The 26,783-nt window shown below is 59.5% G+C and carries 21 protein-coding genes; 11 read left to right on the forward strand and 10 right to left on the reverse strand.

Going from position 1 to position 26,783, the window contains the following annotated elements; translation table 11 throughout:
* Positions 1-81 precede the first annotated feature (81 nt).
* The 5 genes from IT585_04990 (at position 82) to IT585_05010 (ending at position 4,765) form a co-directional block, all read left to right on the forward strand.
* Positions 82-1,050 carry an RHS repeat-associated core domain-containing protein gene (locus tag IT585_04990; protein ID MCC6962589.1) on the forward strand — a complete coding sequence of 323 codons (969 nt, stop codon included), beginning with the start codon at positions 82-84 and terminating at the stop codon, positions 1,048-1,050.
* A 17-nt stretch (positions 1,051-1,067) separates the two neighbouring features.
* A complete protein-coding gene (locus IT585_04995) occupies positions 1,068-1,667 on the forward strand; it encodes a hypothetical protein (protein MCC6962590.1) in 600 nt (199 codons plus the stop codon).
* A gap of 201 nt (positions 1,668-1,868) precedes the next feature.
* Positions 1,869-2,591 (forward strand): hypothetical protein, encoded by a 723-nt coding sequence (locus IT585_05000; protein ID MCC6962591.1) that lies wholly within the window; start codon positions 1,869-1,871, stop codon positions 2,589-2,591.
* Between the two features lie 57 nt (positions 2,592-2,648).
* Complete coding sequence (locus IT585_05005) at positions 2,649-3,002, forward strand: DUF2019 domain-containing protein (protein ID MCC6962592.1); 354 nt, start codon at positions 2,649-2,651, stop codon at positions 3,000-3,002.
* A 1,184-nt stretch (positions 3,003-4,186) separates the two neighbouring features.
* Positions 4,187-4,765: a HEAT repeat domain-containing protein gene (locus IT585_05010; protein ID MCC6962593.1), complete on the forward strand. Its 579-nt coding sequence runs from the start codon at positions 4,187-4,189 to the stop codon at positions 4,763-4,765.
* Positions 4,766-4,868: 103 nt separating this feature from the next.
* On the opposite strand, the gene IT585_05015 is transcribed toward IT585_05010, so the two are convergent.
* Genes IT585_05015 through IT585_05025 form a run of 3 tightly spaced genes read right to left on the reverse strand, consistent with a single transcriptional unit; the run spans position 4,869 to position 10,104 of the window.
* Positions 4,869-6,764: a hypothetical protein gene (locus tag IT585_05015; protein ID MCC6962594.1), complete on the reverse strand. Its 1,896-nt coding sequence runs from the start codon at positions 6,762-6,764 to the stop codon at positions 4,869-4,871.
* 30 nt (positions 6,765-6,794) lie between these two features.
* Positions 6,795-8,006: a DNA-protecting protein DprA gene (locus IT585_05020; protein ID MCC6962595.1), complete on the reverse strand. Its 1,212-nt coding sequence runs from the start codon at positions 8,004-8,006 to the stop codon at positions 6,795-6,797.
* A gap of 16 nt (positions 8,007-8,022) precedes the next feature.
* Complete coding sequence (locus IT585_05025; GenBank protein MCC6962596.1) at positions 8,023-10,104, reverse strand: RecQ family ATP-dependent DNA helicase; 2,082 nt, start codon at positions 10,102-10,104, stop codon at positions 8,023-8,025.
* An 88-nt stretch (positions 10,105-10,192) separates the two neighbouring features.
* Here IT585_05025 and IT585_05030 point away from each other — a divergent pair, with 88 nt between their 5' ends.
* Positions 10,193-10,804 carry a flavin reductase family protein gene (locus IT585_05030; GenBank protein MCC6962597.1) on the forward strand — a complete coding sequence of 204 codons (612 nt, stop codon included), beginning with the start codon at positions 10,193-10,195 and terminating at the stop codon, positions 10,802-10,804.
* 138 nt (positions 10,805-10,942) lie between these two features.
* On the opposite strand, the gene IT585_05035 is transcribed toward IT585_05030, so the two are convergent.
* From IT585_05035 to IT585_05045, 3 genes are all read right to left on the reverse strand, one after another.
* A complete protein-coding gene (locus IT585_05035; protein MCC6962598.1) occupies positions 10,943-11,209 on the reverse strand; it encodes an RNA-binding protein in 267 nt (88 codons plus the stop codon).
* Positions 11,210-11,470: 261 nt separating this feature from the next.
* Entirely contained in the window at positions 11,471-11,746 is a 276-nt protein-coding gene (locus IT585_05040) for an RNA-binding protein (GenBank protein MCC6962599.1), read from the reverse strand.
* 310 nt (positions 11,747-12,056) lie between these two features.
* Positions 12,057-16,958, reverse strand: a complete 4,902-nt coding sequence (locus tag IT585_05045) for a hypothetical protein (protein ID MCC6962600.1) — start codon at positions 16,956-16,958, stop codon at positions 12,057-12,059.
* Positions 16,959-17,279: 321 nt separating this feature from the next.
* On the opposite strand from IT585_05045, the gene IT585_05050 reads away from it, so the two are divergent.
* Complete coding sequence (locus IT585_05050; GenBank protein ID MCC6962601.1) at positions 17,280-17,582, forward strand: GIY-YIG nuclease family protein; 303 nt, start codon at positions 17,280-17,282, stop codon at positions 17,580-17,582.
* Here IT585_05050 and IT585_05055 read toward each other — a convergent pair.
* From IT585_05055 to IT585_05070, 4 genes are read right to left on the reverse strand one after another with little or no spacing between them, the layout of a single operon-like run.
* Positions 17,538-18,374, reverse strand: coding sequence for an FAD:protein FMN transferase (locus IT585_05055; GenBank protein ID MCC6962602.1), 837 nt, complete (start codon positions 18,372-18,374; stop codon positions 17,538-17,540). The genes IT585_05050 and IT585_05055 overlap by 45 nt on opposite strands.
* Before the next feature lie 55 nt (positions 18,375-18,429).
* A complete protein-coding gene (locus tag IT585_05060) occupies positions 18,430-19,701 on the reverse strand; it encodes a DUF3570 domain-containing protein (GenBank protein MCC6962603.1) in 1,272 nt (423 codons plus the stop codon).
* The gene (locus IT585_05065; protein ID MCC6962604.1) at positions 19,692-19,925 is read right to left on the reverse strand and encodes a DUF4266 domain-containing protein; all 234 of its coding nucleotides are present in this window, start codon (positions 19,923-19,925) and stop codon (positions 19,692-19,694) included. Before IT585_05065 ends, IT585_05060 begins: the two co-directional genes overlap by 10 nt.
* A complete protein-coding gene (locus IT585_05070) occupies positions 19,922-20,455 on the reverse strand; it encodes a TlpA family protein disulfide reductase (protein ID MCC6962605.1) in 534 nt (177 codons plus the stop codon). Before IT585_05070 ends, IT585_05065 begins: the two co-directional genes overlap by 4 nt.
* 217 nt (positions 20,456-20,672) lie before the next feature.
* Here IT585_05070 and IT585_05075 point away from each other — a divergent pair, with 217 nt between their 5' ends.
* From IT585_05075 to IT585_05090, 4 genes are all read left to right on the forward strand, one after another.
* On the forward strand, positions 20,673-21,599 hold the full coding sequence (locus IT585_05075) for a substrate-binding domain-containing protein (GenBank protein ID MCC6962606.1): 927 nt from the start codon (positions 20,673-20,675) through the stop codon (positions 21,597-21,599).
* Positions 21,589-23,103, forward strand: coding sequence for a sugar ABC transporter ATP-binding protein (locus IT585_05080; GenBank protein MCC6962607.1), 1,515 nt, complete (start codon positions 21,589-21,591; stop codon positions 23,101-23,103). The genes IT585_05075 and IT585_05080 overlap by 11 nt, the downstream gene beginning before the upstream one ends.
* 10 nt (positions 23,104-23,113) lie before the next feature.
* Entirely contained in the window at positions 23,114-24,484 is a 1,371-nt protein-coding gene (locus IT585_05085) for an ABC transporter permease (GenBank protein ID MCC6962608.1), read from the forward strand.
* A 27-nt stretch (positions 24,485-24,511) separates the two neighbouring features.
* Positions 24,512-26,783, forward strand: a 2,272-nt coding sequence (locus IT585_05090) for an alpha-mannosidase (protein ID MCC6962609.1), incomplete at its 3' end; no start/stop codon positions are given.

Here is a 26,783-nt window from a genome sequence, read left to right on the forward strand (position 1 = left end):
AAGGTTCTTGCGGAACAGACGTCGCCGGCTCCTTCCGGCGCTGCCCGCAGGTTTATCTATGCCGGCGGGACTCGGATTGCCATGCGTGACGCCTCCGGCAAGCTGCACTATTATCTGAGTGACCACCTGGGTTCGACCCGAGTGGTGATCGATTCCACCGGTTTGCTTGAGGACCGGTACTGGTACCACTCATTCGGGACTTTGGTATCCGAGCAAACGAGTACGAATCAGGCATACCGGTATACGTCCAAGCCGCTGGACAAGGAAGGCGGTCTTGACATATACTATTATGGCGCGCGCTACTATGATCCGGAACTCGGCAGATTTTTGGCGCTCGACCCGGCTGCCGGCGAGTATCCCAGCCTGAGTCCCTATGCGTATTGTGCGAACAATCCGCTTGGACTTGTGGATACGGACGGCAACAACTTTCTTGATGTGATTCAGGGTGCTATTCGCGCTTTTGCAGACAATCTGTCGTTGGGTCTGGCCGACAAGCGGTCAGACTATACTCCTGAGAATCCGAGTCACTATAGTCTTGGCCAAGACCTGGGAGACGTTGCGAGCGTAGCCGTTGGCGGCCTAGAATCCTTATCCGGGGCTGAAGCTGTAGTTGTAGGGGTCGCAGGGACTGCAGGAAGCGGTGGCACCGCGGCGGCGGTTGGAGTTCCGGTCGCCGGAGCCGGGGTTGTGGTTGCGGGCCATGGAGCCGGCATGGCAGCTGGCGGGCTCGCGAATCTCTTTTCGAGAGGCGGAAGACTCGGCGGCCAAGATCATCGCTCGGCCGTCAAGGATGAGGCTGCCCGCCTTGAAGGCGAAGGCCACAAAATTGATGCCGGAGGAGGTGGATCGGAGAAGAGAGTAAACACACCTAGTGGGAAGAAAGAACATCGGTTTCCAGATATTCAGTCCAGGGATCCATCTGGTAACGTGGTTTACACAAATGTGGGAAGGACGGCAAAGAATGGAAGCCCTGTCCCCAGGGAAAACGAGGCATTACAAGATCTTCAGAGAACGGGGCAAACAACTCGCTTCGTTCCAATGGAAGAGTGAGGTCTGGGAGAAGGAACATGCCCATTGAATTCTTCATGATGCCCGGCGAGCAACGAGAATGGCTGCGACAAACCTTTTGCGGTGACGACGTCTGGTGCTGGATTCGCATGCGAGGCAACGATTCACGGCTGGTATCGGGGGCCGAAGTCCTTGAGAGAATCGGCAGTTTGAAGTTTGACGACGAATCACTCATGGAACTCGATTTTGGAAGGCCAAGCATTGAGTCGCCCATTTTCAGGCAAACCCCCTTTTTCAAGGAGCTTGAGTTCGCCCGCTCGCTGGCAGTGCAGTTTCTCCCGTCGTTGATTCTCAAAGAGACTGCGCTCTTTCAAGGACAACTGGCGATCTCGGGGAAGCAATGGTACGAGTATTTTGGTGTCCAGGCAGAACCGGTTGTACGGTGGTATCACCAACTGACGCGCTCGCTGAAGAAGACTTTCGCGAAGGATTGCATGTTGACCTGTACCATCGAGGACGGGAGGGTCTTCACCTACCGCGACGTTCACGTGTCGCCGGGCGCTGTCGACTGGCGCAACCGAGGAAATGAATTACGGACTTCAACCAATAAATTCATCAAGTATGATGTCGTTCCGCGGACAAAGCGGGGAAAGGATTAAGATTTAGGCACACTGTCGATCCGGAACAGCTTTCGCTGTCGCTGCAGACAATTGATGCACGCCCCAAGTCGCAAAATTTGGAGAAACCGAGGCGTGCAATTCGAACCCCCCGGTTGGGATCAGAGGGCTTCCCAACCGGCGGGGGCAAAACGGAATGGAGGTGCCGAAGAAGTTCATCGTTGAGAATGCCGACGATCGTGAATAATCCGGCGCGGCAATGATCCGGAGCTTGGCCGCTTCCTGGCGCTTGACCCGGCTGCCGGCGAGTATCCCAGCCTGAGTCCCTATGCGTATTGTGCAAACAATCCGCTGAAGCATGTGGATCCGGATGGGAGGACAATCTGGGACGTAATTGACGTCGCTTTTGCCGCAATGAGCGTTAAGGATCTGGTTGAAGAGCCATCGTGGGAGAACGCGGGTTGGGCGACTCTCGACGTAGCAGCTATCTTTCCGATAGTGCCATCCAGCGGATGGTTCAGGCGAGGTGCAGATGCAGCGAGCGATGCTGCAAAGAAGATTGGCACATTAACTGACATCGGAATAGTCGGATTTCAGACTTTCCGAGCTTTCAAGAAGGCCATGGGACCAGCTGGACCAGGCATGGTGTGGCACCATATTGTCGAACAAAACAAGATCGGCCAATTTGCGGCGACTGCAGTGCATAGTACCCAAAACATCGTAAGACTTCCAACTGCGGTTCACTTACGAGTTAATGCCATCTTCTCATCGATCCAGAAGTTCACCGGCGGGAAAGTTCTGCGCGAGTGGCTAATAGGCAAGAGTTGGGAAGAACAAGTGTATTACGGCGAATTGGCGATCGAGGAGGCAATCAAGCAGATGACAGCTGCCGAGAGGCGAGCGCTGCAGAAGGAGAGGGGCGCAGAACATCTGCGTGATGTGCTTTGGGAGGCTGCAGAGAACTGAATTCAGCGGAATCAGAATGAATGCCGTCAGAATGACAATTAGGTGGAGAGAGGTCCGATGAGTCGCAAATCCTCACATGAGACACTATTAGAGACGTTTATTGACGCAACTGTCGCACGACATGAGGCTATGCTCAAGTCTGACTTCAGGCGAGCTAACCGTTTCTACAGGAAATCGGTTGCTGCTTATAGATTGCTCGTAGAGCGGGGGGATCGAACGCTTCTCGTTAATCTGCTGGAAAATCCGAACGCTTCCGTTAGGTGCGCCTCTGCCACGTACCTACTTTCTACCATGGAAAATCGAGCTCTAGAAGTCCTCCGATCGCTAGCACGGGGCGATTACCCCGTTGCCAGCTTTGAAGCCAAGGGTATTCTGCACGAGTGGGAGAAGGGCACACTGGATGTCCCTTGAATTGGAACGAGCAACCGACAATCAAATAAACTTGATTGCGTGGTAGGTGAGAGATATTCATTGGGCAGTTCGCGAAAGGAGTTTCGATACATGACCCGGTGGTGCTGCGACGAACAGACATCTCAAGTTCGGGCCAGACTCATCAAGAATCGACTCGCTGGCAGAATTATGCTGGTGCGTCAATAGATGGAGATGAGTAATCCAGTTTGCGAGGTGAATCGTGGCTTTCTCCAACGGCAATTGGGGCATGCTTCGATTTGCACTCGACCAGCGAGAGTCTGCTGACGCGGCTGGGTACGCCTAGCCGGGCAATGAACTTCTCGCGATGCACCCTCCACCGTGATGCACCCCCCGGTTGGGATCAGAGGGCTTCCCAACCGGCGGGGGCCATCGAGAGTTGTCTGGCCGGGCTCAGGTGACCATTCCGGCCGTCTTAGCGAAGCCGCTAAAACAGTTCAGAAAGGAGTCTGAGGAGCGGATCCGGGCGCGCGCACAAGACAGAATTGACAACTTACGATCGGAAAGAATGATTGGATTCAAGTCAGGCACCAAGATGAGAATCAGAGTGAGCGAAAGTTATTCGGTGGAGCTACCGCCGCGAATTCGACGAGAGACGGATGGGGAGGTAACGAGTTTTTGGCAGGACAACGAAGAGGTTCTATTGCAGCTTTCGAGCAAACGTCGAGTCCATGGTGAACAAGTCTCGGCAGCGGTTCGCCTACAGGAGCGCACGGCTGGCGAAGACGTCGGACACGTGCAGACAGTAGACCTAAAAGTCGAGTCGCCCGATGGAGCGGGCGCAGTTTTTACTGATGAAGAGGGCTGGTCCTGGCTCTACTATTATCTTGTGTGGCCAGACTTAACGATTTTCGCAACAATGTGTCACCCTGACCAGGGCGAATTATCCACGTCGTGGGCAGCGAAAGCCATTGAATCGATAAAGCGCGAGGATACGTAATCTCGGCGTGAGTTCAGGATAGCAGAGGTCGTAGTCGCGGTCGATAGACCGCAAAAGGCTACGCTGATCGTTTTGGACATGATCGCATTGACCATCTCCCCGGGTTGGGATCAGAGGGCGTCCCAACCGGGGGAGGCAATGGGCACGGAGGCAGTCTGTCTTACTCTGTAAGCTATCCGAGCTATCGGCAACAGTCACATCAATGCATGGTATGAGGGCCAATTCGATGAACAGTGATGGCGAGCGGGCAAAAGCGGCCCTTGCGAGAGTAGGTCTTGTTCTTGATGATGTTTACGACATCTTAAACATCCGGAAGAGGTCTCCGGAAGTCATTGAAATCCTGATCGGTCTGCTCGGTGATGCTATCAAGGATCCAAGGGTGAAGGAAGGGGTCGTTCGAGGCCTTGCGACACGCGAGGCTCGCGGGAAAGCGGGGCCGAGCCTGATCAAGGAATTCGATCGCACGCCGAGATCGGAGTTCGCCCTGCGCTGGGTGATCGGAAATAGCGTCGATGTTGTTATGACAGATGACTTGGTTTCCGAAGTTGCCAGGATTGTGACCGACAAGTCGAATGGGAAGGCGCGAGAGATGTTCGTGCTGGCTCTTGGGAAGATCAGGAGCGACATTGCTGAACAGACGCTGCTGACGCTCCTGGACGATGACGAAGTCGTCGCACATGCTGTTATCGCCTTGGGAAAAATGAGATCAAGACGCGCAACTGAGCCGATCAAGCGACTCCTCGAACATCCCAGAGCGCTTGTAAGGAAAGAGGCGAAAAGGGCGCTTGAGCGAATTCAGAAATGAACCTTGATCCCTCATTGCCTCTACGAACCCCCCGGTTGGGATCAGAGGGCTTCCCAACCGGCGGGGGCAGCGGTCCTTTGGGTGGTTCCGGCCGTGGACAGCGCTACCGATCAATGCCGACGCCGATTTCGTAAGGGCCCGGCCCTGTGGAGTCGGGCTTGAGGCTGATCCAGCGCCGGTGATTTGAAGCCGATGTGCCCCGGTAACTGTCATTGCCGCCGCCATCCACGAAGACCCCGAACGTATTCAGGTAGCGCCGCGCACCCTGATCGAGGCCGCGCGCTCCGCCGACATTGAATCCGCCCGTCGCTGTATAGCGGTCGTCGCCGGCCCAGTCGTGGAAGATACCGATGCCCTGGAAATTGCCGCCCCCAAGGGACAAACCGGGAGCAAGGTAAACATCGTTGCCCGCCCGCTCGTTGAGATAACCGATCGTGAAATCATGGCCGGATCCGATCGACATGTTCATCGTCGCATTGTAGGTGTCGTCGCCCTGAAAGTCATCGAGATAGCCGATCGCGAAATGCGCTCCCGATCCGAGCGTGTACCAGACGCTATAGTAGTCGTCGTTACCGGCGCCATCGAGCAACATGCCGAGCGCAAACCAGTAACCGCAGCCTTGCGCAAACAGCCCGGCGCGGTAGCGGTCATCGCCGGCGAGATCACACAGGATGCCAACCCCTCCGGCCCAACTGTGACCATCGAGATAGTCGGCGCGCTTACCAAATCCGACCCCCTGCGCCAGCGATGAATTGTGTTCCTGCGTTTGTTGCCCGGGGCTGAACAGGATGCTGTCCTCGGCAATGTAAACATCGTTGCCGGCGGCGTTCAGGCACATCCCGCAGCCACGAGTGTAGCCGTATCCCTGAGAGGTTTGCCAGCAGTATAATGAATCGTTGCCGGTCCCGTCGCTGAGGATCCCTGCGCCGAAAATACCGCAACCCTGCGCAAATCCCTTCGCCCGATAGTGGTCATCGCCCTCATTGTCCAAGACGATCCCGACCCCGAAGATACCGCCGCCTTGCGCGACGTTGACGGCGTCGTAAGTGTCGTTGCCCGATTTGTCGATCACCACTGCCATGCCGAAGACGGCGCCGCCGATCCCCGGAGAAGTGGAATCGGTGGAAGAATAGCTGTCTTGTCCCGCAACATCGAGAATCGCCGTCAATGGATAGTGAGAAGGGAATCCAGAGATGCGATAACGATCGTCGCCGCCGGGGTCGAGAATCAACAGCGGCGGATCGGTGTAGTCGTAGTCATCGGCGGCAGCGGTTCCGATCACCACCAATCCGGCGGCAGTCGGCAGCTCCAGCCGTTGCTCCGGCAAGTTGCAAAACTCGAGTGAGTCGGCCAGCCGGCGAAGTGCTTCGGCGATGTCTTCGGCGCCGCCGATCAGGCGACTGAAATCAACCGACTCGGCGTAGGCTTCGACCAAATCATTGTACTTCTGGCTGTCGGCGACGAAAAATTGAAAGGTCTGTCGCCGCAACTCGCTTTCGATACTGCCATACGCAAGATTGAAGCTGAACTCCTTGTCCTGCGTCAAGGCGATCAGCAGGCCGATCTTTTCGTTCAGCTGGTCGTAATTCGGCGCGGGCAGAAGTTCGAAGCTGCGCGCGAGCGATTTCCCACCGGGCTGACCGGCGGTCTGCGTGTATTTCTCCAGCGGATCGCCGATGAGACCGCGCCGCACCGGGCAGTCGATCTTGCGGCCGGCATCAGCCACTAACGCCGCGATGTTGCCGCCGGCGCTCGCCAGAGCCTCGAGTGTCACGGCGCCGTACTTCGGAAGTTTGAATGGGTTTTGATGAAGCATCGTAAAGTAGGTCAGTCGCCAGCGATCGCCGCCCCAGGTTGCCATCTCGTCCTGATCGAAGCGCACATCGGCATGGGTCATCCCGACTTGCGCGAGCGCGGAATCGATGAGCGGCAAATCTTGCGCCGATGCGCAACTGCAGGCGAAGAGCAGTAACACCGCAGTGACGATGTAGTACATCATTCCTCCGAGAGTGGATCGAAAGCGGCCAGATCATTTGCCGGAAGAGAACAAGTCGCCGGCCCGGCCGTTTGCGGCAATTTGATATGTGGCGGGATGCTTCGCAACGACAATTACCTGATTGGCGATCACTGCTTCTGTCAGCAGATTCCGGGCGCGCGCGATGGAAATATCCAGATGCGCTGCCACCTCGGCAACCTTCCGCGGGAGGCGCAGGAATTCGAGCAGCTCCGCGACGAGAGCGACCGTATCCGATTGTTGCTGAACTGTCGAGTCGGGCGCCTCGTCACGCGCCAACTCGTTATGCCGAGAATCCAGTAACGTGAGTAACGATCTTGTGCCGGCGAGATCGTTGGTCGCAAGCGGCAGGCCGCCGCGGCGAAGGAGTTCGCTGTTGCCGGGAGCGGCGTCGCTGTCGCTGCGAACAAACATCGGCACCCAGCGGCGGCTGAGGTTCTCGATCGCGCCGTTCCAGGTACCCCCGCGCTCGCGAGCGCTGTCGACGACGATCGCGAAGTTCGCCAGCGCGTAGATCAGTTTGTTCCGACCCATGGCATTGCCGGCACTGAACGGCGCATCGGGCAGATACGGCGACATTAAGCAGAGTCGGTGATCATTCAGCGCCTGTTGAATTTCGCTGGATGCGGCAGTCTTTGCCAGGCTGTCGGCAACGATGCCGATCGCGCTGCCGCCTGTCTCAAGGCAAGCCGACATCGCCAGCCGGTCAACACCGCGCGCTGCGCCGGAGACGACCAGCAATCCATCAGCCGCACAGAGCTCGCCAAGACGCCGCGCGAAACGTTCGCCCGAGGGCGTGACATCGCGCGAACCCACCACGGCGATCGCGCGACCCTGGTTTAGCCCGATATCGCCGGCACCAAACAGCACCAGCGGCGCGCGCTCGCGCAGGCGCTGCGTGAAACCTGCAGGGTAGTCAGGCTCAAATGCCGTCATGATCCACATCCCGGCTTCCTCCAGGGTGCTGATTGCGGATTCGGCCTGTGCGCGTCGAGCCAGAAGCGCGGCCAGTCGTTCCGCCAGCGCCACATCGACGGCGGGCAGTTCCGCCATTTGCCGCTCATCCAGATCAAGTAGCGCGCCGACGCTAACAGCGTGCGCAACGGCGAGGCTCGATAACAGCGCCTGCCATTCCTTGCGGTCGAGCGGCGCATACCGTGATCCGGGTGAGAGTGCCAGCGGCGAGCAGAGCAGAATGGTCGCAAGGCTGTTGTCGAAAAGATGCATCGCTGTACACTTCTCCCTATGATCCGCCGAATCCATGATTGGCCAGTGCCAACGCAAACGGGAAGACGCGTGGCACACCGGCTGCGCGCAGCAGTGCACCAGTATACGTCATCGTCCAGCGCGAGTCCACGATATCGTCAACCAGCAGGACGCTTCCCGGTAACATCTGCTCCCTTCGCACCGCAAAGGCTCCGGCCAGATTGCGCACCTGCTGCATACGATTCTGCATCAACTTCTGCTCGGCCGTCGGCCGCGTCTTGATCAGCACCGGCTGGTAAGGGATGTGCAGGCGCGCCGCCAACCGCTCGGCCAGATTCGGCACCAATTGCGGATGACGCAACGACGGTACCGCCGTCAGCCACTTCGGATAGGGTGTCGGTCGCCAGCGAGTGCAGATCAGCTCCGCCGCGGCCTGCACGAGATCGTCGCCGAAGTGCTGATCGCGGTACTTGCCGTCGTGAACGGAGTGTCCCCAGCCGGCGTCCAGGTACAGCGACAGCGCCCGTCCCGGTTCCAGTTGCAGTTCGGGCTTGATTGTCCCGCAGTCCCAATGCGTCGCCCCGCGCGCCGGCCAGCGTTGACGCGGCAGGATGATGTATTCCGATCCCTTGAGGAAGTCCACTGCCTGCTTCCGCAGTTCGGGATCAATCTGCGTCGACACGATCGCGCCGGAGCAGTGGGCGCAGCGTCCGCAGGGACGGGCAGTGGCATCGTCAAGCGCGCGGGCGATAAACTCCATCGAGCATCCCGCATGGGTGCAGAACTCGCGCATTAAGGCAAGTTCGCGAAAACGCTGATCGGTGACCAGCGCCTGGCGCCGGAGATCCAAATTGGGACGAGCCCCGCGACGCAAGCTATAGCGCGGTCCCGTCCGGGCGACGATTCCATCAACTTCCAGATAGCGCAGGCAGCGCTCAATCCGTGTCGGCGACTGGTTGACCTGACTCAGCAGTTCGGGAATCGTCATTCCGGCCGGGTTGCGTGCAAGCGCTGCTGCAATTTCAGCAACTGCGCCGGCCGCCGGAAATGCGCTGGCGATGAAGAATTCGATGATCTCGTCATCCTCCGCGCCGTGCAAAAGCACGACAGTGGCGTTATCGATGCCGCGGCCGGCGCGGCCAATCTGCTGATAGTAGGCGACGATCGACCCGGGGCGCTGGAAGTGAATGACGAAACCCAGGTCCGGCTTGTCGTAGCCCATGCCCAGGGCGACGGTCGCGACCAGGGCCTTGACCGCGTTGCGCTGCAGCATCTCTTCGCGCTCCGACCGCAACACGTTGTTCTCCGCTTCATCTTCCAGCAGTGAAGAGTGGTACGCCGGCGCACAGATTCCGTTCTCCGCCAACCATTCGGACACTTGCTCGCAGTCGTGCTTGGTCAGGCAGTAGATGATCCCGGACCCGGGAAGCATCGGCACGTACTGCGCCAGCCAGGCGAGCCGGTCGGCATAGGACGGCAGCTCGATGATCTGCAGTCGCAGCGATTCGCGGATCAGCGGACCGCGAACGACTCTTAGCTCCAAGCCCAGTTGCGCCACAATATCTGCCACGACGCGTTCATTGGCGGTGGCGGTCGTGGCAAGCACCGGCACCGGCGGCGGCGCGTGCCGGATGAAATCGCGAATGCGGAGATAGTCCGGGCGAAAGTCGTGCCCCCAATCGGAAATGCAATGCGCCTCGTCGACGACGAACAATCCGATGCCGCGCGGTATTGCCGGCAGGACTCCCGCTTGAAATTCCTGATTGCCGAGCCGCTCGGGGGATACAAAGAGAATATCGCAGGCGTCGTTGCGCAATTGTTCGATCAGCCGCGGCCATTCTGGTTGGTTGGTGGAGTCGAGGTTGTCCGCGCGAATGCCGATACGAGCCGCCATGGCAATCTGGTTGCGAATCAGCGACAGCAGGGGACTGATGAGCAGGGTGGGACCAGCGCCCTCCTGGCGCAGGAGTTTGGTGGCGATGAAATAGACGAAGCTTTTGCCCCAGCCGGTCTTCTGCACCAACAGCAAGCGGCGATGCTGCCGGACGCAATCAAGGATGCACTCCAATTGGCCGGCGCGAAACTGGGCCTCAGGATCATTCAACATCTGCGCCAACATTTGGCGCGCCCTTTGCGCGTACACGGCAACCTCCCTTATGCGGCCCGCGAGCAAACTCGCCGGCCACCGTGGCGCCGTCAATCGCTTTATGATAAAAACAGGAGAGAATTATGGATTTTCATCCGCTCGCCGAATCGGCTATCTTGCCGCTGACACAACTTGTTTGCAACGGAGACGAATCGTGACCAATCCCCTTGCCATCATCGATCCGCGCCGGCTGACCGATAACGCCTTCAAACTGATTGCCGACGACTGGATGCTGATCACCGCCGGGACGCGCGCGTCCTACAATACGATGACCGCCTCCTGGGGCGCCGTCGGTGAACTCTGGAATAAGAAAATCTGCATCTGTTTCGTGCGGCCGACGCGCCACACCTACCAGTTCATCGAACGGAGCAGCGTGTTTTCACTGTCGTTCTTTGACGAAAAATATCGCGAGGTCCTGCGGCATCTGGGGACGGTCTCGGGGCGGGATGTCGACAAGATGACGATTGCCGGACTGACGCCGATCGTGTCCGAGCATGGCGCAATCTACTTCGCTGAAGCGCGGTTGGTGTTCGAGTGTCGCAAGATCTACAGCGACGACCTCAGGCCGGGGCAATTTCTGGCACCGGAAATCGCCGACTGTTATCCTCGCAAGGATTATCATCGATTCTACATCGGCGAGATTCTCACTTGTCAGATTCGCAATTCTACTTGATTAAAGACGCGAACGCGATTCCGGGCTCAAGCGATCAGCGGCAAGAGCTGTGAAACTCCTGCCGCTGGGCAGACTCAGATCTCAGGTTGCGGCTGCGCGATCGTTGCAGCGAGATCGGCGCTGGCCGCAGTCCCGGGACTATGCTCTTGGTACTCCGCCCTCGGTCTTGCCGCGAGCCACGCTGACGGCCAACTTGCGCCCCATCAGTTCCTTGCCGGACAAACCGGCAATCGCGGCTTCGCCTTCGGCTTGAGTCGCCATCTCCACAAAGCCGAATCCCCGCGACTGGCTGGTGGCCCGATCCATAATAATGTGAGTTCGGGTCACGGTTCCAAAAGCTTCAAAGGCCTTACGGAGGTCGGCGTCGACCGTTTCGGGGGCGAGGTTTCCTACATGAATGTTCATGTCAACTCCTTGCTTGTCGCCCTTGCCGCAGTGACGGAAATCACGACGGCAGGGAGAATTGGTGATTAAGCGCAGGATTGCGCGAATCTTCTGATTAATTATGAGCAAGGATTGTTTTCTGAGGACAAAGCTTGAGCAGAACTAAAGAGAGAGATTGTATTCTCGATCGTTATACGTAGTTCTCGGCAAAATCCCAAAGTAATTTACTTCTGACGAAGGCGATCGCTGCCAAAGACGCTCAGACATCGGCTGTTCACGAAGTTAAGCCGATGGCGCCGACTCAGGCTTCACGTCGGGCACCCGCTGGGTGCGCCGGATTGCCAGCAAGCGACCATGGATCTGTCTGCCAACCATTCCCCGGAGGGCTGCATCCGTTCCCGCCTGAGTCACCATCTCAACGAAGCCGAAACCGGCCGACGTACGCGTCGAACGATCATTGATAACGGCCGCACGCGTGACCTCACCGAACGCTTCAAACTCGCGGCGCAAGTCACCACTGACCGTTTCCTGCGCTAAATTCCCCACATAAATGAGCATGTCGTTCTCCTTAAAGTGATTTGCGGATATGTCTCCGGACGGGCGTTCCGACACACAAGATCGTGTCGATGCGCCGCCGGCACCCGTCTCCAACTTGTTATCTGCGCGAGTGAAGCTCCAGGGGCAGGGTCTGGGTTAACCAGCTCAGCCGAAGACGACTGACTACAAGAGTTATACGCACCGTTGCGGTGGGCGACCAACTTCTCTTGATCGCAGAATCAGACGACTTTGTGCTTTCCGCAAAAAGGACGCCCGGAGTCGTTCCGACTCCGGGCGTTGAGTTACCGGGTGGTAAACCGGATTGAAGCGGCTACTTCGCGCACGGCGCGGGGCCGCCCGAGAAGACATAATTGATCAAGTAGACTGCGTCGGAAATGTTGACAGCACCACTGCAGTCGGCGTCACCCGCCTCCAACGGGTCGGGTGCCGGTCCACCGGAGAAGATATAGCCGATCAGGTAAACCGCATCGCTGATGTTTACCAGTTGATTGTTGTCGGCGTCGCCCGCCATGTAGGTGGCGCCGACGCGCAGGGTGACTGGCACATCGATCAGCGGCTGAGCCGGATCATTCGACGAGATTTCCAGCGATCCGCCGCAGGTAGAGTCGACCATTTCGAGGGCGTCGAAATACACCCAGAAACTGCCGCTGCTGTTCGGCGCAATGGTGCCGCCGTTGACATGCAGATCCATCCAGGTCGGAATCGGATCGCCGAGCAGGATCGCCAGTTGGTTATGCAAGTAAGCCGCGTTGTAAGCGACCTGCAAACCATCCGTTCCGGCGGCGTTCTCCATGCCGATGGTGCAGCCGAGTACGTCAAACCCCGCGGCAATCGACTGATACTGGATCTTGACGTTGCCGTCAGCCAGCAGGATCACCTGAGCGGTGATGACATCGCCGGGATTCGTGGCGCTTTCGTATTCGGGGTAGTTCAGGAAGGAAACCACGAGATTGCCCTCGACGACCTGATAAACGACGCGGCCGCCCGGGTTGTCGACATCGGCGATGTTAAGGTCGTCCCAGCACCAGGCGATGATGTTGTTCGGCGCCGCCGCCGTTGGCATCGCGACGTTATTGCGATCGCCGTAGCTGGTGCTCGGTCCGAAGCCGATGTAGCCGTTACCGCTGACATAGAATTCGGTGTACATGCTGCCGTAGTACGGGAAGCTGAAACCAATCGGGAACGGGCCGACGAAATTGTCGTCAGTCAGACCGGTAATGTTGGTACCGGTCGCGGCGATGTCGATCCACTGGTAATCCGGACCTTGCGGATCATCCGAGTCAACCCAGATGTGTCCAGCCAGGTCGGGTCCGCCGCTGCCCTTGGTGACCTCGGCGAAATACGGCTCCTCGAACGTGCCCTTATCGGACTCGTCGATCCGATAGCCGATCGGGGTAGAGGTGGCATCGGCAACCGGTCGTGCGAATGCCGGCTTACCGTAGAATTCGCACGCCAACTGATAGGTGAGACGGCCCATCCCGGTGTTGTTCACCGTCACCAGGGTCGAGTCGACGCCGCCCACCGGAATCGACTTGCTGATCGCCGCCGGCGCCACCGCGATTTGTGGCGCATACACATGCAGGCTGGCATTGAGACTGCCGGTAACGTGCACCGGATCGTTGGAGGCGTAATTCAACAGACCGTCGTAATTGCCCGGAGTCAGGCCGGTGGCGTTGAAAGTCACCGGGAAGATCAGGCTGTCGCCGATCGGGATATAGTTGTTGGCGGACGCACAGGTCATCCAGCTCACTGCCGGGGTGAAGCGGATGCGCAGCGTTGCCTGACCGATATTGCGCACGACCACGTTCTTCACGTGCGTGGCAGCCTCGACCAAGCTGTCGACCAGCGCGGTCGTCACCATCTGCACGGACGCCGTGCCGCCGCTGCCGCTGACATAGCCCTTGAGCGAGATGTCGTCGATGCTCCAGCCGTTATACTGCACCGAACCGTCGGTCGGGCCGAGACCGAAGCGAATCTGGAATTCCGGATTCGCGTCGGCGGACTGGCCGAGATCGTACACCGATTCGGTCCACTGCGACTCGCTGTTAGTGGCGCCGTTCGCATAGAGCTGAATCCAGGCGGTGCCGTCCCACACTTCGAGGTAGGCATGGTCGTAGCTGGAGGACTCGCACCCCAACTGGTGGTAGTAGGTCATGAAGACGCCGGTGGCATTGCTGCAGTCGATGACCGGCGAGTAGACCCAGTTGGTGGAGCCGATTCCGGCATTGTAGGAGCCGGCGGAAGTGAGATCGTTGCCCAGGATCATGTTCTCCGGACCCGCGGTGTGGTCGTCGGACGGGTCAGGACTCCCCGAGCCGCCGGTACCGCCGATTGCGGGGCCGATCTGCCATTCCGAGGCGCCGCCGAGGCCGGTCCAACCCTGTTCGACGGTGAAGTCTTCCAGGAAGAAGACGACGCGATCGCCGATGGTAATCGAGAAGTAAAGCGTCGTGGCAAAGCCGCCGCTGCCGACCAGGTCGAGCTTGCAGTTGACGGCGTGCCCCATCGGCGTTGACGCCTGCGCACTCACCGTGAAGACGTCGCCACTGTTGCTGGCGCTGCCGCCGCCCGCGGCGATTGTCCCGAAGGTGCCGTTGGCATCAGAGATCGTAACGTAATCGTCCAGCTCGCTAATGCTGGCGGTCGTGTTGAGCGCCACGCCGGTGCCGGTGTTTTGCAGCGTCACGACGACGTCGGCGGTTTCGCCCGGGTCGATCATGCCGTTGTTATTGCCGGTCGGATCGCTCACGGCAAAGGAAACGTAGACTACATTCGGTGCATGGAGAGTAATAATGAACTGGCTGTTCCAGGTGTCTTTCTCCGTACCGCTGACCGACAGATCGAAGGTCACCTTATGACCATCCGGCGCGGTGGGGCTGACGGTGAAGGCAAAGGCATTCGCGATATTGACGTTGCCGAAGTTGCCGGTGATCGTGCCGTAATTCTCGGTCGCGTCAGTGATCGTGACGTAACCGTCAGCGCTCGACAACGTGGCAACCACATTCTGCGCGTTATCAGGGCCGACGTTCTGCAACTGGACACCGAGCACGATTGACTCGCCGAAGTCCACCAGGCCGTCGCCGTTGCCGGCGGCGTCATTTACGGCGTGACTCTGATAGATGACATACGGACCTTCCGGTGCGATCACCTGGACGGTACCGATGTACGGCATCTTGTTCTGCGCGGTGACCACGACATCCGCCGTCACCGGCTGATCAAACGGCGTCACGGCGATTTGTACCGAGCCGCTCTGGTCGACATAGCCGGCCCCGTGAAGCACGCCGTTAGCCGAGATGCCGACGTAAGAGCCGGCGTCCGCCAACACGGTGAACGTGGTCGCGGTCATGAGCAGTGAGCCGGCGTAGCTGACGCTGTTCGCCGTCGGGACCTTCAGATATGCCGCCACTGACGGGTCGCCCAAGAGATTGTAGGCTTCCCAGTAGTACTGCTTGCGCGAACTGGTCGACTGCTGCACCGCCAGACAGCCGGCCATGTTGATGGCGTAGTTCGTGACATAATGCGAACTCACCGGCTCGCCATGGTCGTGGAACATGCCGTCATAGGCGCCCAACTTGGTGGCATCGTAGGCCGGACCGGCCGCCACGACCGCTTTCCCGCCGCCGACGCCCCACCAGTAGTCTTCGTCCCAGTAGGTATTGTTCGACGCGCCGATGTAGCCGACGCCGCCCTTGTTGGCGCCCTGCATCCAGGCCTCGCCGAAGCACGGGGTGCTTTCATCGTAGGTGCTGGACAGACAGCAGTTGCCGATGCCGAGGCCGTATTCGTGGATGTTGGTCAGGTTGTTGATGTCGCTGACGGTGAAGGAGGGATCGCCCCAACCTTCATGACCGCAGTGGGCGGTATAATTGGCCAGGCCGACGCCGCTATTGACGGAAGCAATGATCGCCGCCGACGCGCCGGCGGCATCCGACGCCGGGTACAGCCACACATGCGGCGTGATACCGTGCGCGGCATTGAAATACAGATTGGTGCCGTAATTCAACTGGCCATTCCCGTAGGTCGGCGCGTAGCTGGCGTCGACGCCTGACACGAGGGTGACCTCGCTCAGATAGGCCGGATTCGGCATCGTGTATTGTTCATATTCCAGAGTCTTGTCGATCTGCGGCTGAAGCTGACCGGTATTCTGGGCCGAGAAGCGGCCGTAGTAGATTTCCGGAATGTTGTCGCCGGTAAACTCACAGTAGCGCAGGTCGGTTTCGTGGGAAGCCGCCGAGCCGGTCCAGGCCGGAATCTGCGGCGTATCGCCGACGAACAATACAAACGACGGCGCTGGATCTTCAACCGTGCCGGCATTGTAAATGCCCTGCAAGTAGGTCTTGATCGCCGTCGTCGTCGAACCGATCACGTCGGTGTAAGCCACTATGACCTTGAAGCCCTTCTTAATCTTCCAGGCGATGAACGGTTGCAACTGCGACTCAAACATCCGCGCGGAGACAATGACCATCTTGATGGGATACTTGGTCAGGTCGGTCTTCTCCTCGCCAACTCCCAGCATCGGATAATTGGCCAACTGGGCATAAACGGCTTCGAAGGCGGGAGAATACTTGTCGTTAAACAGCTTCTCTGTAGCCTGCCAATCCGGGCTGTCAAAATTCACGCGCACCGTGATCTGCTTCTGAACCCGAATCCGGTTGGCAACCGGGTCGTATTCAACTGGTGCGACCGAGATGAAACCGACGCGCAAGCCGCGCATGGTACCCTCGATCGTTGCCGAGGAAACCGGCAGAGCCTGATAGCCGGCTTTGGCATACACGTCCGCCTTGAACTCAAAGGGGACAAAATCGGGATTGTCCGACTTGGAGAGGGACGGCTGGGCCGGGATGATGCGGTCGGTTACGCCGTAGTCGGCAAGATTGTATTCGACCGTTTCCGACGCCAGAACCTCGGTCCGAAGTTCAGCGCCCACCGGGACGGCAATCAACTCGTTGGCGACCGGCAAGGCGGGCTCGCCGACGCGCTGCGATAGCTGCAATTCCTTGGAACTCAACATCACAAACTGTCCCGCCTTGGTGGCGACGGGAACGAGTTCCAACTCCCCGACGTCAACGCGGACGGTCAGGCCAGTGGGGTCCTGCCCCAGGATTGTGATTCCACTTCCGGCATCGCCCACCTTGATGGTGTTCGCTGCCAGCGCCGTTGCGGACAAGATGACCAGCAACAGCAGACTTACCTTGATAGCAAGCTTGCTCAAAGGTACCTCCAATGCTCGCGGGGATTCTTGTTGCGGATTCCCGAAAAAGTTAAACCGGACTTTGACTGTCATTCCAATCGGCTGTAATAGTGCAAGTAGCTCTTTGACAATATAGTAAATCGAGTATTAAATCCAATAAATAAGTAGAGCAAAAAGTCATTTTATTCGCTTGCAGCACAACCAAAAGCGCGGGTTGGGATCGGTTTTTGGTGAATGGTAATCACCAGATCACCGGCGCAATCATGGATCGATATCGGGGCAGGAATGCGGGATCGGAGATAACCGTTTTCCTCAACGCGTCGGCCGGCATATCTTCGGGTCGTGGCATTTACGATCTACATACTGCGCTGCAACGACGGCACATACTACACCGGCCAGTCAACCGGCTTGGAGAAACGGCTGGAGGCACACAACAAGGGTACCGGTGCCAAGTATACCCGCGGACGCGGCCCGGTGACGTTGGTCTACCAGGAGTCCGCAGCGACGCTGCGGGAGGCCTTTATCCGCGAGCGCCAGATCAAGCGCTTGTCGCGGGCACGCAAGGAGGCTTTGATTTTGGGGAAGACGACGCGGCGGCGGTCAGCGAACGCAGTGAAAAACAACGCCTTGCGCCGTAAGAAATGATTCGGCGTCGGCGCCGTTGAGGATTGCCAACGTCGCGAGGAATCCGGCTTCGGTGCAGTAATCGGCAATCACCGTCACACTCCGGGGCGCGTTCGCTACGGGCCAGCCGGTGTGCGGATTAAGGATATGGCCGAGCCGCCGGCCATCGACCAGACAGAAGCGACGGGCATCGCCGCTGGTGGCGGTGGCGCCATTCGCAACTTCGAGCGAGCCGACTACACCACCGTCGTGGTGAGGATCTTCGATGCCGATTATCCAGGGCGGGCTGGCCGTGTCGGCAGCGATCGCGCGGATGTCGCCGCCGAAATTGACCATCAACGACGCCTGACATTCCTGGAAGAGCTGGTCGGCAACTCTGTCGGCGGCATATTCTTTGCCGATTCCGCCAAGATCGATCTCCATCCCGGGGCGCAGCCGGATCGAGTCCGGTTTCAACTCCACCTTGACCCACCCGACAGATTCCAGCAGCACTTCGATTTGCCGCTGATCGGGAGCAAACTCACCGCCGTCGAAGCGCCAGGCACGGCGCAGGATGCCGGAGGTGACGTCGAATCGGCCGCCGCTCAGGTCGTAGCACTGCGCAGCATATTGCAGCATTCGCCCGGTCTCTTCATCGATTGCGATCGGACGGCCGTTGCTGCTGTTGATGGCGCGCACGATGTTGTCTCCGCGATAGCGGCTGAATTTCCGCTCGATGCGGCGGGCTTCCTGTAACGCCAGCGATGCCAACTGCCCGGCCTCGTCCTCGGAGTCAACCTGCAGCAAGACCTCGCACGGGCTGGCCATCGCCATGAAGACGGACTTCCAGTAGCCGTCACAGCGGATCAGCTCGAGTTCTGTCTGGAGCTTAGAAACCACGCTCCAACCCTACGCGAAACATGAAAGCACTCATATTGGGGAACAGCTCGTAATTGCGCAATGAGCCGTACGCCTCGGGCGGAGAAGTATCCCCGCGCTGGGTGTAGTACTCAGCGCCGAGGCTGAGTTGAGTCGTCCCGCCAACCGGGAGTGAATATTGCAGCCCCGCAGTTAGGGCGCTGAAACGCGCAAGCCGGTAGTCGGCCGAGGCATGTTGTGGCAGCGGCTGCCCGTTCACCAGGAACGCATCATAAAAATCGGCGGACGACTGATGATACCAGCGCAGATGCGGTTGGAGAGCGCTGCCGCCGCGAAGCTGCTGACGATAGAACAACTCAATCGTGTGGGAATTGATTCCCCAGTTGTCCCAGAAGTAGCGATAGGCCAAATCGACGGTACTCCCGCCGAAGTAACGTCGCAGTTGGCCGTAGAGAGCTTGCTTGTTGCGCGCGTCGGGCCGCGACTCGAAGCGGTAGGTAACCGGTTCGCCCGGTTCCGATTCCGACTGACTCTGGACGATGCTCAGAATCTTGAACGGGTCGGTCAGATAGCCGGTCGCGCGACTGAACGAATAGTTGACGCGAGCGATGGTCTGGCGATCAATCACCTGCGTGACGTTGCCGATGATGTCGACGACATTCTTGTCGTCGGAACCGCTGCGCCGCGGTTGCGGCGCGCCGGGATCCGCCATCTCCGCCAGCGGGATCGGAATGCTCCCTTCGGGACGAATGCGATCGCGCGCGAACGACCACGAGAGCCCGAGCGTCGTGTTGCGGCGATTAAGGTCTTGCGTCAGGCTGCCGCTGGCGCCGTAGGAAACATAGTCGTACTCGTTGGAAAAGCGGCCGGCGATGGCGGCGGTGGTCGTCCGTCCGAGCGGACGGCTCAGGCTGAGATCCGCAGCAAAGCGAGTGTCGTGAAAGGTGTCGTCCAGCGGCGTCTTCCCGGGCGCCACTGTGTACTGGCCGCTTCCGGAAGGACGCGTGAAAGTCTGGATGCGGGATGATGGTGTCGCGCCATTCGGGGAGGAACCGGTCAAGGCGTCGTAGGTCAACTTGACAGCAAGTGTCGTTTCGTGCTTGAGCTGCTTGCTGACACTGACAATGCCCTCGAAGGCGCTGACTCGATTCGATTCCTTGTAGTACAGCATCTCCGATTCGACCTTGTCCTGATCGGCGGCGGAAGCTACCGAGGTTCCCAGCAGCGCCGCCGTCACAGCCGTCAACGCGGTACGAATCGAGCGGGAAGGCGTCAGTTGCATCCGCACCCGCCGCCGCCAAAGCCGCGTCCGCCGCTGGAGGCTTCTTTGGAGAAGTAGATGTGATCGTCAAGAGCGCGGTCGAGTGCGCCGGAATCCAATTGCATCGCCGGTTTGGCGAGAATGTCGCGTTCCCACACCTCGGCGCCCATATGTGCACAGCCGCTGAGAATTGCCCCGGCGACGACGCTTACGAGACCGATGGCGATGAGCTTGATTTTTTTCATTTTGGTGCTTTCTGAGCGAGCAGGTTCTTGAGTGTCGTTTCAATTGCAGTTGTATCTTTCGGCACAAAGCCGCGATGCTGGCTGTCATAACGGCCGTCGCGGCCGAAGACGAAGGAGGTCGGCATCGCTTTCAGGTCAAACGTCTTGGCCAGCGCTCCGGTCGAATCGTAGATCACCGTAAACTCGGCGCCGGTCTCCTTGAGGAATTGTCGGGCGGCGGGAATCTCCTTGTCGACGCTGACGGCAACGATGCGCAGTCCTTGATCCTGGTAGCGCTCTTGCAACCGTTTCATCCACGGAAACGACTGGCGGCAGGGCGCGCACCAGGAGGCCCAGAAGTCGACATATACGACCTTGCCGGCGACGACGGCTGAATCGGATAAGGCCGCCTTGATCGGCTGTAACGAGCGCTGCGGTTCGCCGGCTGACAGCGGCAGGGTCGCGGTCGCGATCGCCACCAGTGTCGCCAGCGCAAAGGTGTTGCGTTGAAGCAAGCGATTGTCCTTGTAAGTGAGTTTCTTCTTTCGCAATTCCGCCCGACAATTCAGGCGAATTTCGGTCAACTAACTTCGAGTATACAATCTATCTATCGGCGGGTTCCGCGCTGAAGATCAGCCGCTTCGGATAGCGGCTAAAATATGCCTTTTGAACGACGTTGCACCATCTCGTCCGATGTCGTATTCTGAATCTGCGTGCGGAAGATCGACGCGAAAAAACTGACGACTCTCGGATAGATGGGAAGACAAGATGAGCAGAGCATTTGCATGGATGGCGCTGCTGACGGCGCTGCTGCTGGCGTCGGGCTGCGCCAGGAAGGACGAAACACCGACTACCGCGAACAAACTCACCATCGGCGTGAGCCTGTTGACACGGACGCACCCGTTTTATCAAGACCTCGAGGCCGGCTTGCGCGCGGCTGCCGATTCCGCCGGATTTGAGCTGCTGGTGACGGCCGCTGAATTCGACGTCGCCAAGCAGAAGGACCAGATGCAGGACTACATCGTGCGCATGGTCAATGCGATTGTCCTGTCGCCTTGTGACTCGAAGTCGATCGGCACCTCGGTCAAGGCCGCCAATGACGCCGGCATCCCGGTCTTCACGGCGGATATCGCTTGTCTGGCCGAAGGCGTCAAAATTGTCACCCACGTCGCCTCGGACAATTTGGCGGGCGGACGGCTGGCAGCACAGGCGCTGATCAAAGCGCTGAATGGTGCCGGCGAAGTCGCGATCATCGACCACCCTGAGGTCGAATCGGTGATTCAGCGGGTGAAGGGATTCGAAGAAGAACTGGCCACGGCGCCGGACATCAAGCTGGTGGCGAAGCTCTCGGGGCATGGCGTCAAGGACCAGGCCTTCCGCACCGCTGAAGACATCCTGCAGGCGCACCCGAAACTGGCAGGGATTTTCGGCATCAACGACGACTCCGCTCTCGGCGCGCTGGCGGCGGTGGAGAAAGACGGCAAGCTCGGACAAGTGATAATCGTCGGGTTCGACGCGGTGCCGGAAGCGCGCACCGCGATTGCAGCAGGGAAGATTCATGCGGATGTAATTCAACAACCGCTCGAAATCGGCCGCCGGACCATTGAGGCTGTCAAAGCGTACATTTCGGGCGCGACGGTCGAGCCGACCATCTTGATTCCGTGCGCGTTGTTCACGAAGGCCGATGCCTCCTGACGAAAACAAGATCCCTGTTCCGTCGGCACGCGAGTTTCTGCTGCGCGTCAGCGGCGTGCGCAAGGCCTTTCCCGGCGTGCAGGCGCTCAAGCAGGTTGCGTTTGACCTGCGGCCGGGAGAAGTCCACGCCTTAGTTGGCGAAAACGGCGCCGGCAAAAGCACCCTCATCAAGATTCTGACCGGCGTCCACCATGCTGATGCCGGGGAAGTGCTGCTGGATGGCAGGCCAATCGAGTTTTCCTCTCCGCAGCAGGCACGCCAGGCCGGTATCGCCGCGATCCATCAGGAACTGGCGCTGATCCCGGCCATGACCGTCGCCGCCAATCTCTTCCTTGGCCGCGAGCCAACCCGTCGCGGCCTGGTTGACCGCAAGCAGGAGCGTCAGCGCGCGCGCGAAGTTTTCAAGCGCCTCGGCGTGGACTTCGATGCGGACACCCGCGTCGATCGCCTGACCGTCGCCCAGCAGCAACTGCTCGAGATCGCCCGCGCCTTGCTGGTCGAGGCGCGCATCATCGTCATGGATGAACCGACGGCGGCGCTCACCCCGCGCGAAGTCGAGCGGTTGTTTGTGATCCTGCGTGAATTGGTCAGCCGCCAGATCGGCATCATCTTCATCAGCCACCGCCTGGATGAAGTCTTCGCGATCGCCGATCGCATCACCGTCCTGCGCGACGGCGAGACGGTCGTGACGGCACCGGCGAGCGAGCTCTCGCGCCGCCGATTGATCGAATACATGGTGGGACGGCCACTCGACGAAGAATTTCCCAAGGTTGCGCCAACTGGCGGCAAGGTACGCCTCGAGGTCAGCAACCTCACCGGCGCAGCGGTGCATGATGTCACCTTTGCCGCGCGCGGCGGCGAAGTGCTCGGCATTGCCGGACTGATGGGCTCCGGCCGCACCGAAGTCGCACGGCTGATCTTCGGCGCCGACCGCAAGAGCGGTGGTGAGATCCGGCTCGACGGACGCCGGCTCGACATCGCCGCACCGCGCGACGCAATCGCCCACGGCATTTCACTGCTCACCGAAGACCGCAAGTCCGAGGGGTTGATTCTCGTCGCCTCCGCCAATGACAATTTCGCCTTGTCGAACCTGGCCCGTTGGTCGAAGCTGAGCTTCATTAATCGCCGCCATGAGCGCAGTCGTTTCGAGCATCACCGGCAGTTGTTGAGCATTCGCGTCAGCAGCCCCGAACAGCGGGCGGCTTTTCTCTCGGGCGGGAATCAGCAGAAACTGCTGGTGGCGCGCTGGCTGGAACGCGACGCGCAGGTAATTATTTTCGACGAACCGACGCGCGGGATCGACGTCGGTGCCAAGTACGAAATGTATCTCGTGATCCGGCAACTGGCGGCACAGGGAAAAGTCGTGATTGTAATTTCCTCCGAATTGCCGGAGATTCTTGCAATCAGCGATCGCATCCTGGTGATGCGGCGCGGACGGCTGGCGGGCGAGATCAGCGATGTCACCCGAGCCACGCAGGAAGATGTTATGGTGCTGTCGGTATAGCGAAAGATCAATGAGCAATCACTGGAATAAACTGACACCGCGGCTGGCGACGTTGCTTACCGATTACGGCATGCTGCTCGTGCTGCTGTTGTTGTGTGTGCTGTTCTCGATCCTGACCTTGCAAGACCAGCATCTTACCGGCACGCCGGCGGGCGAAGCGCTGGCCGAGCGGCTCCAGCGGGAGGCGACATCGCCGGTGCTCGTGATTGCCGCCGGCAGCAGCGATGAAGCCGACTTCGCCGTCGCCGCCAGCCAAACGCTCGGCAGCCGGCCGCACCGTGTCGTGATGGGAGATCCGGCTGCGATCAAGGCGGCACTGGCAGCGATCGGCGATTCGCTGGCAACTTATCGGATCATCGCGACAACCGACGCCTTTGCGCCGGTTGTGACGACGGTCAAGGCGCAATTCCCCGCGCTGGCGGGAGCGGAAATCATCAATCCGCCGCCGCGGCGCTGGCCGACGTTCCTGCTGGCGGACAATCTGCGCAATGTCGCCAATCAAATCACGGTCATCGCGATCATCGCGATCGGCATGACGATGGTGATCATCACGGCCGGCATCGATCTGTCGGTCGGCAGTCTGGTAGCGCTGTCGGCGGTGATTACGGCCGGGCTGATCGGACAGTGGGGCGGCACCGCGGCGTCGACGCCGGCCATGCTCGCCGCTGCGACCGTCGCGATCGTGCTTTGCGGCGCGACCGGGGCGTTTTCGGGGCTGATGATCACCGGCTTCAAGATTCCGCCCTTCATCGCGACGCTGGCCATGATGCAGGTCGCCTCCGGCATCGCCTACATCATCTCGCAAGGCAAACCGATCTATCAAATTCCGGAAAACTACATCTGGCTCGGCCGCGGGATTGACCCGGTGTTTGCGATCCCGGTCGCCGTAATCCTGATGTTTGTTCTCTACGTCATCGCCGAAGTACTGATGACTCGCACAACCATCGGCCGCTACATCTACGCCGTCGGCGGCAATGCCGAGGCCGCGCGACTGGCCGGTGTCCGCGTCAACGGCGTGCTGCTGCTGGTTTACACGGTCTGCGGCATGCTGGCCGGATTCGGCGGCGTGTTGATGTCCTCACAACTCAAGAGCGGCGCACCAACCTACGGACTGACGTATGAGCTGTATGTCATCGCCGCGGTCGTCGTCGGCGGAACCAGCCTCAGCGGCGGTGAAGGACGGATGCTGGGGACTTTGGTCGGGGCGTTCATCATCGGCGTGATCCAGAACGGCATGAATCTGACGAACGTCGAAACCTATACCCAGAAAGTCGTTCTCGGTCTGGTGATTTTGGCGGCAGTGTTATTTGACCGCTTGAAACAACGCGGCTTGCAGCGCCGGCAGATTCGCGCCGAGACCCAGAGTCGGAAGAGTGAGTGATTTTTTCAGATACGAGGGATTTATCCAATGCAGAAATTTTGGCTAACGCTGTTGATGCTGACGCTGGCAACAGCCGGTATGCAGGCGCAGTCGGCGGGTGATTCCGACGCACCGGTGATCGGCACGCTCGGAGTCGTCGGCACGGCGCATCTGGACACGCAGTGGCGCTGGACGATCAGAAACACGATCGAGGAGTTCATTCCGGCGACCATGCGCGAGAACTTCAAGCTGTTCGACCTCTACCATGAATACGTCTTCAGCTTCGAAGGCGCGTTTCGCTATCAGTTGATGAAGGAGTACTACCCCGAGGACTACGAGCGGCTCAAAGCCTACATCAAGGAAGGGCGCTGGCGCGTCTGCGGCAGTTGGGTTGACGCGGTGGACGTCAATATGCCGTCGTTCGAAGCGCTGGTGCGGCACTCGCTCTACGGCAACGGATTTCATCGCCGCGAGTTCGGCAAATCGAGCCGCGACATCTTCCTACCCGACTGCTTCGGGTTCGGTTACGCCCTGCCGTCGATCGCAGCACATTGCGGCTTGAAGAGTTTCTCGACGCAAAAACTGTCGTGGGGCAGTTCGGTCGGCGTGCCGTTCGACATCGGCCTGTGGGAGGGCGTGGATGGCTCCTCGATTTTGGCGGCGCTGCGGCCGGAGGAATACGTCGGCAAGATTCGCAGTGACCTCAGCCACGACACGCTCTGGGCCCGGCGCATCAAGGAGCAAGGCGACAGCACCGGGCTGTATGCGGCCTACCGCTACTTCGGCACCGGCGACACCGGCGGCGCGCCCGATTCGCTGTCGGTCGATTGGCTGCGCAAGTCGATTCACGGCGACGGCCCGATCGCGGTCAAGAGCATCGGCGCGGACAATCTCGTTGAACTTGTGGCTGCCGCGCCGAAAGCGCAGCTCAAGCGCTACAACGGCGAGCTGCTGATGACGCGCCACGGCGTGGGCTGTTACACCTCGCAGGCGGCCATGAAACGCTGGAACCGCCGGAATGAACTGCTGGCGGATGCCGCTGAGCGCGCGTCGGTAGCGGCGCATCTCTTCGGCGGTCTTGAGTATCCCACCGAAGCCCTGCGCGACAACTGGACGCGTTTCCTCTGGCACCAGTTCCATGACGATCTCACCGGCACCAGTATTCCCGAAGCCTACGAATACTCCTGGGCCGATGAACTGCTGTGCCTGAACCGCTCCAGCAGCTACCTGAATTCTGCAGTCACGGCATTGGCGGCGCAACTGGATACCCGTGCCGACGGCCGTGCGCTCGTGCTCTACAACCCGCTCGCGCTCGACCGGCCGGATGTCGTCGAAATCGCCGTCGATTCGACCCAACCCTTGCCGCTCGTGGTAAAGGTGCTCGGGCCGGACAAGAAAGAGGTATTGTCGCAAGTGGTCGGCGAACCTGCGGGCGGGCAGCAGCGTTTGCTGCTGGCAGCTGCAGTGCCGTCGGCGGGATTTGCGGCTTACGACGTGCGTCCCAGCAAGGCGATGGTGGTGCCGATGGGCAATCTCAAAGTCTCCCCGCGCAGCCTCGAAAACTGGCGCTACCGCGTGCAGGTCAACGATGCCGGCGACGTGGCCTCGATTTTCGACAAAGTCAACAACCGCGAATTGCTGGCCGCGCCGATTCGCTGGGAGTTGCTGCACGACAAGCCGCGCCAGTGGCCGGCGTGGGAAATCCAATACGAAGATGTCATCCAGCCGCCGCAGGCGTATGTCGGCGGGCAGCCGCAATTCCGCGTGCTCGAACACGGACCGGTGCGCGTAGCGCTCGAGATTACGCGCACGCACAATAATTCTATCTTCAAGACGATCATCCGTCTCGCCGACGGCGCCGCCGGTGAACGCATTGACTTCGTCAATGAAGTTGACTGGTACGAACGCGAGACGCTGTTGAAGGCCGCTTTCCAGCTAACCACGCCCAACGACAGCGCGACCTACGATCTCGGCCTCGGCACCATCACGCGGGGTGTCAATACACCGCAGAAGTATGAAGTGCCGGCGCACCAATGGGCTGATCTGACCGCACGCACCGGCGATTACGGCGTGGCGATCATGAACGACTGCAAGTACGGCTGGGATCATCCCTCCGATTCCACCTTGCGTCTGACGTTGATCCATACACCAGGCGTGTTCGAGTCATGGGCCTGGGTTGGTGATGAAAGCACGCAGGATCTCGGCCATCACCGCTTCACCTACTCGATCACCGGTCACAGCGGTGATTGGCGGCAGGGCAATGTCCCATGGTTGGCGGCGCAGCTTAACCAGTCGTTGACCGCGTTCTGGACGCAACCGC

It is taken from the genome of Candidatus Zixiibacteriota bacterium (genome assembly GCA_020853795.1).
GTDB lineage: Bacteria > Zixibacteria > MSB-5A5 > CAIYYT01 > CAIYYT01 > JADJGC01.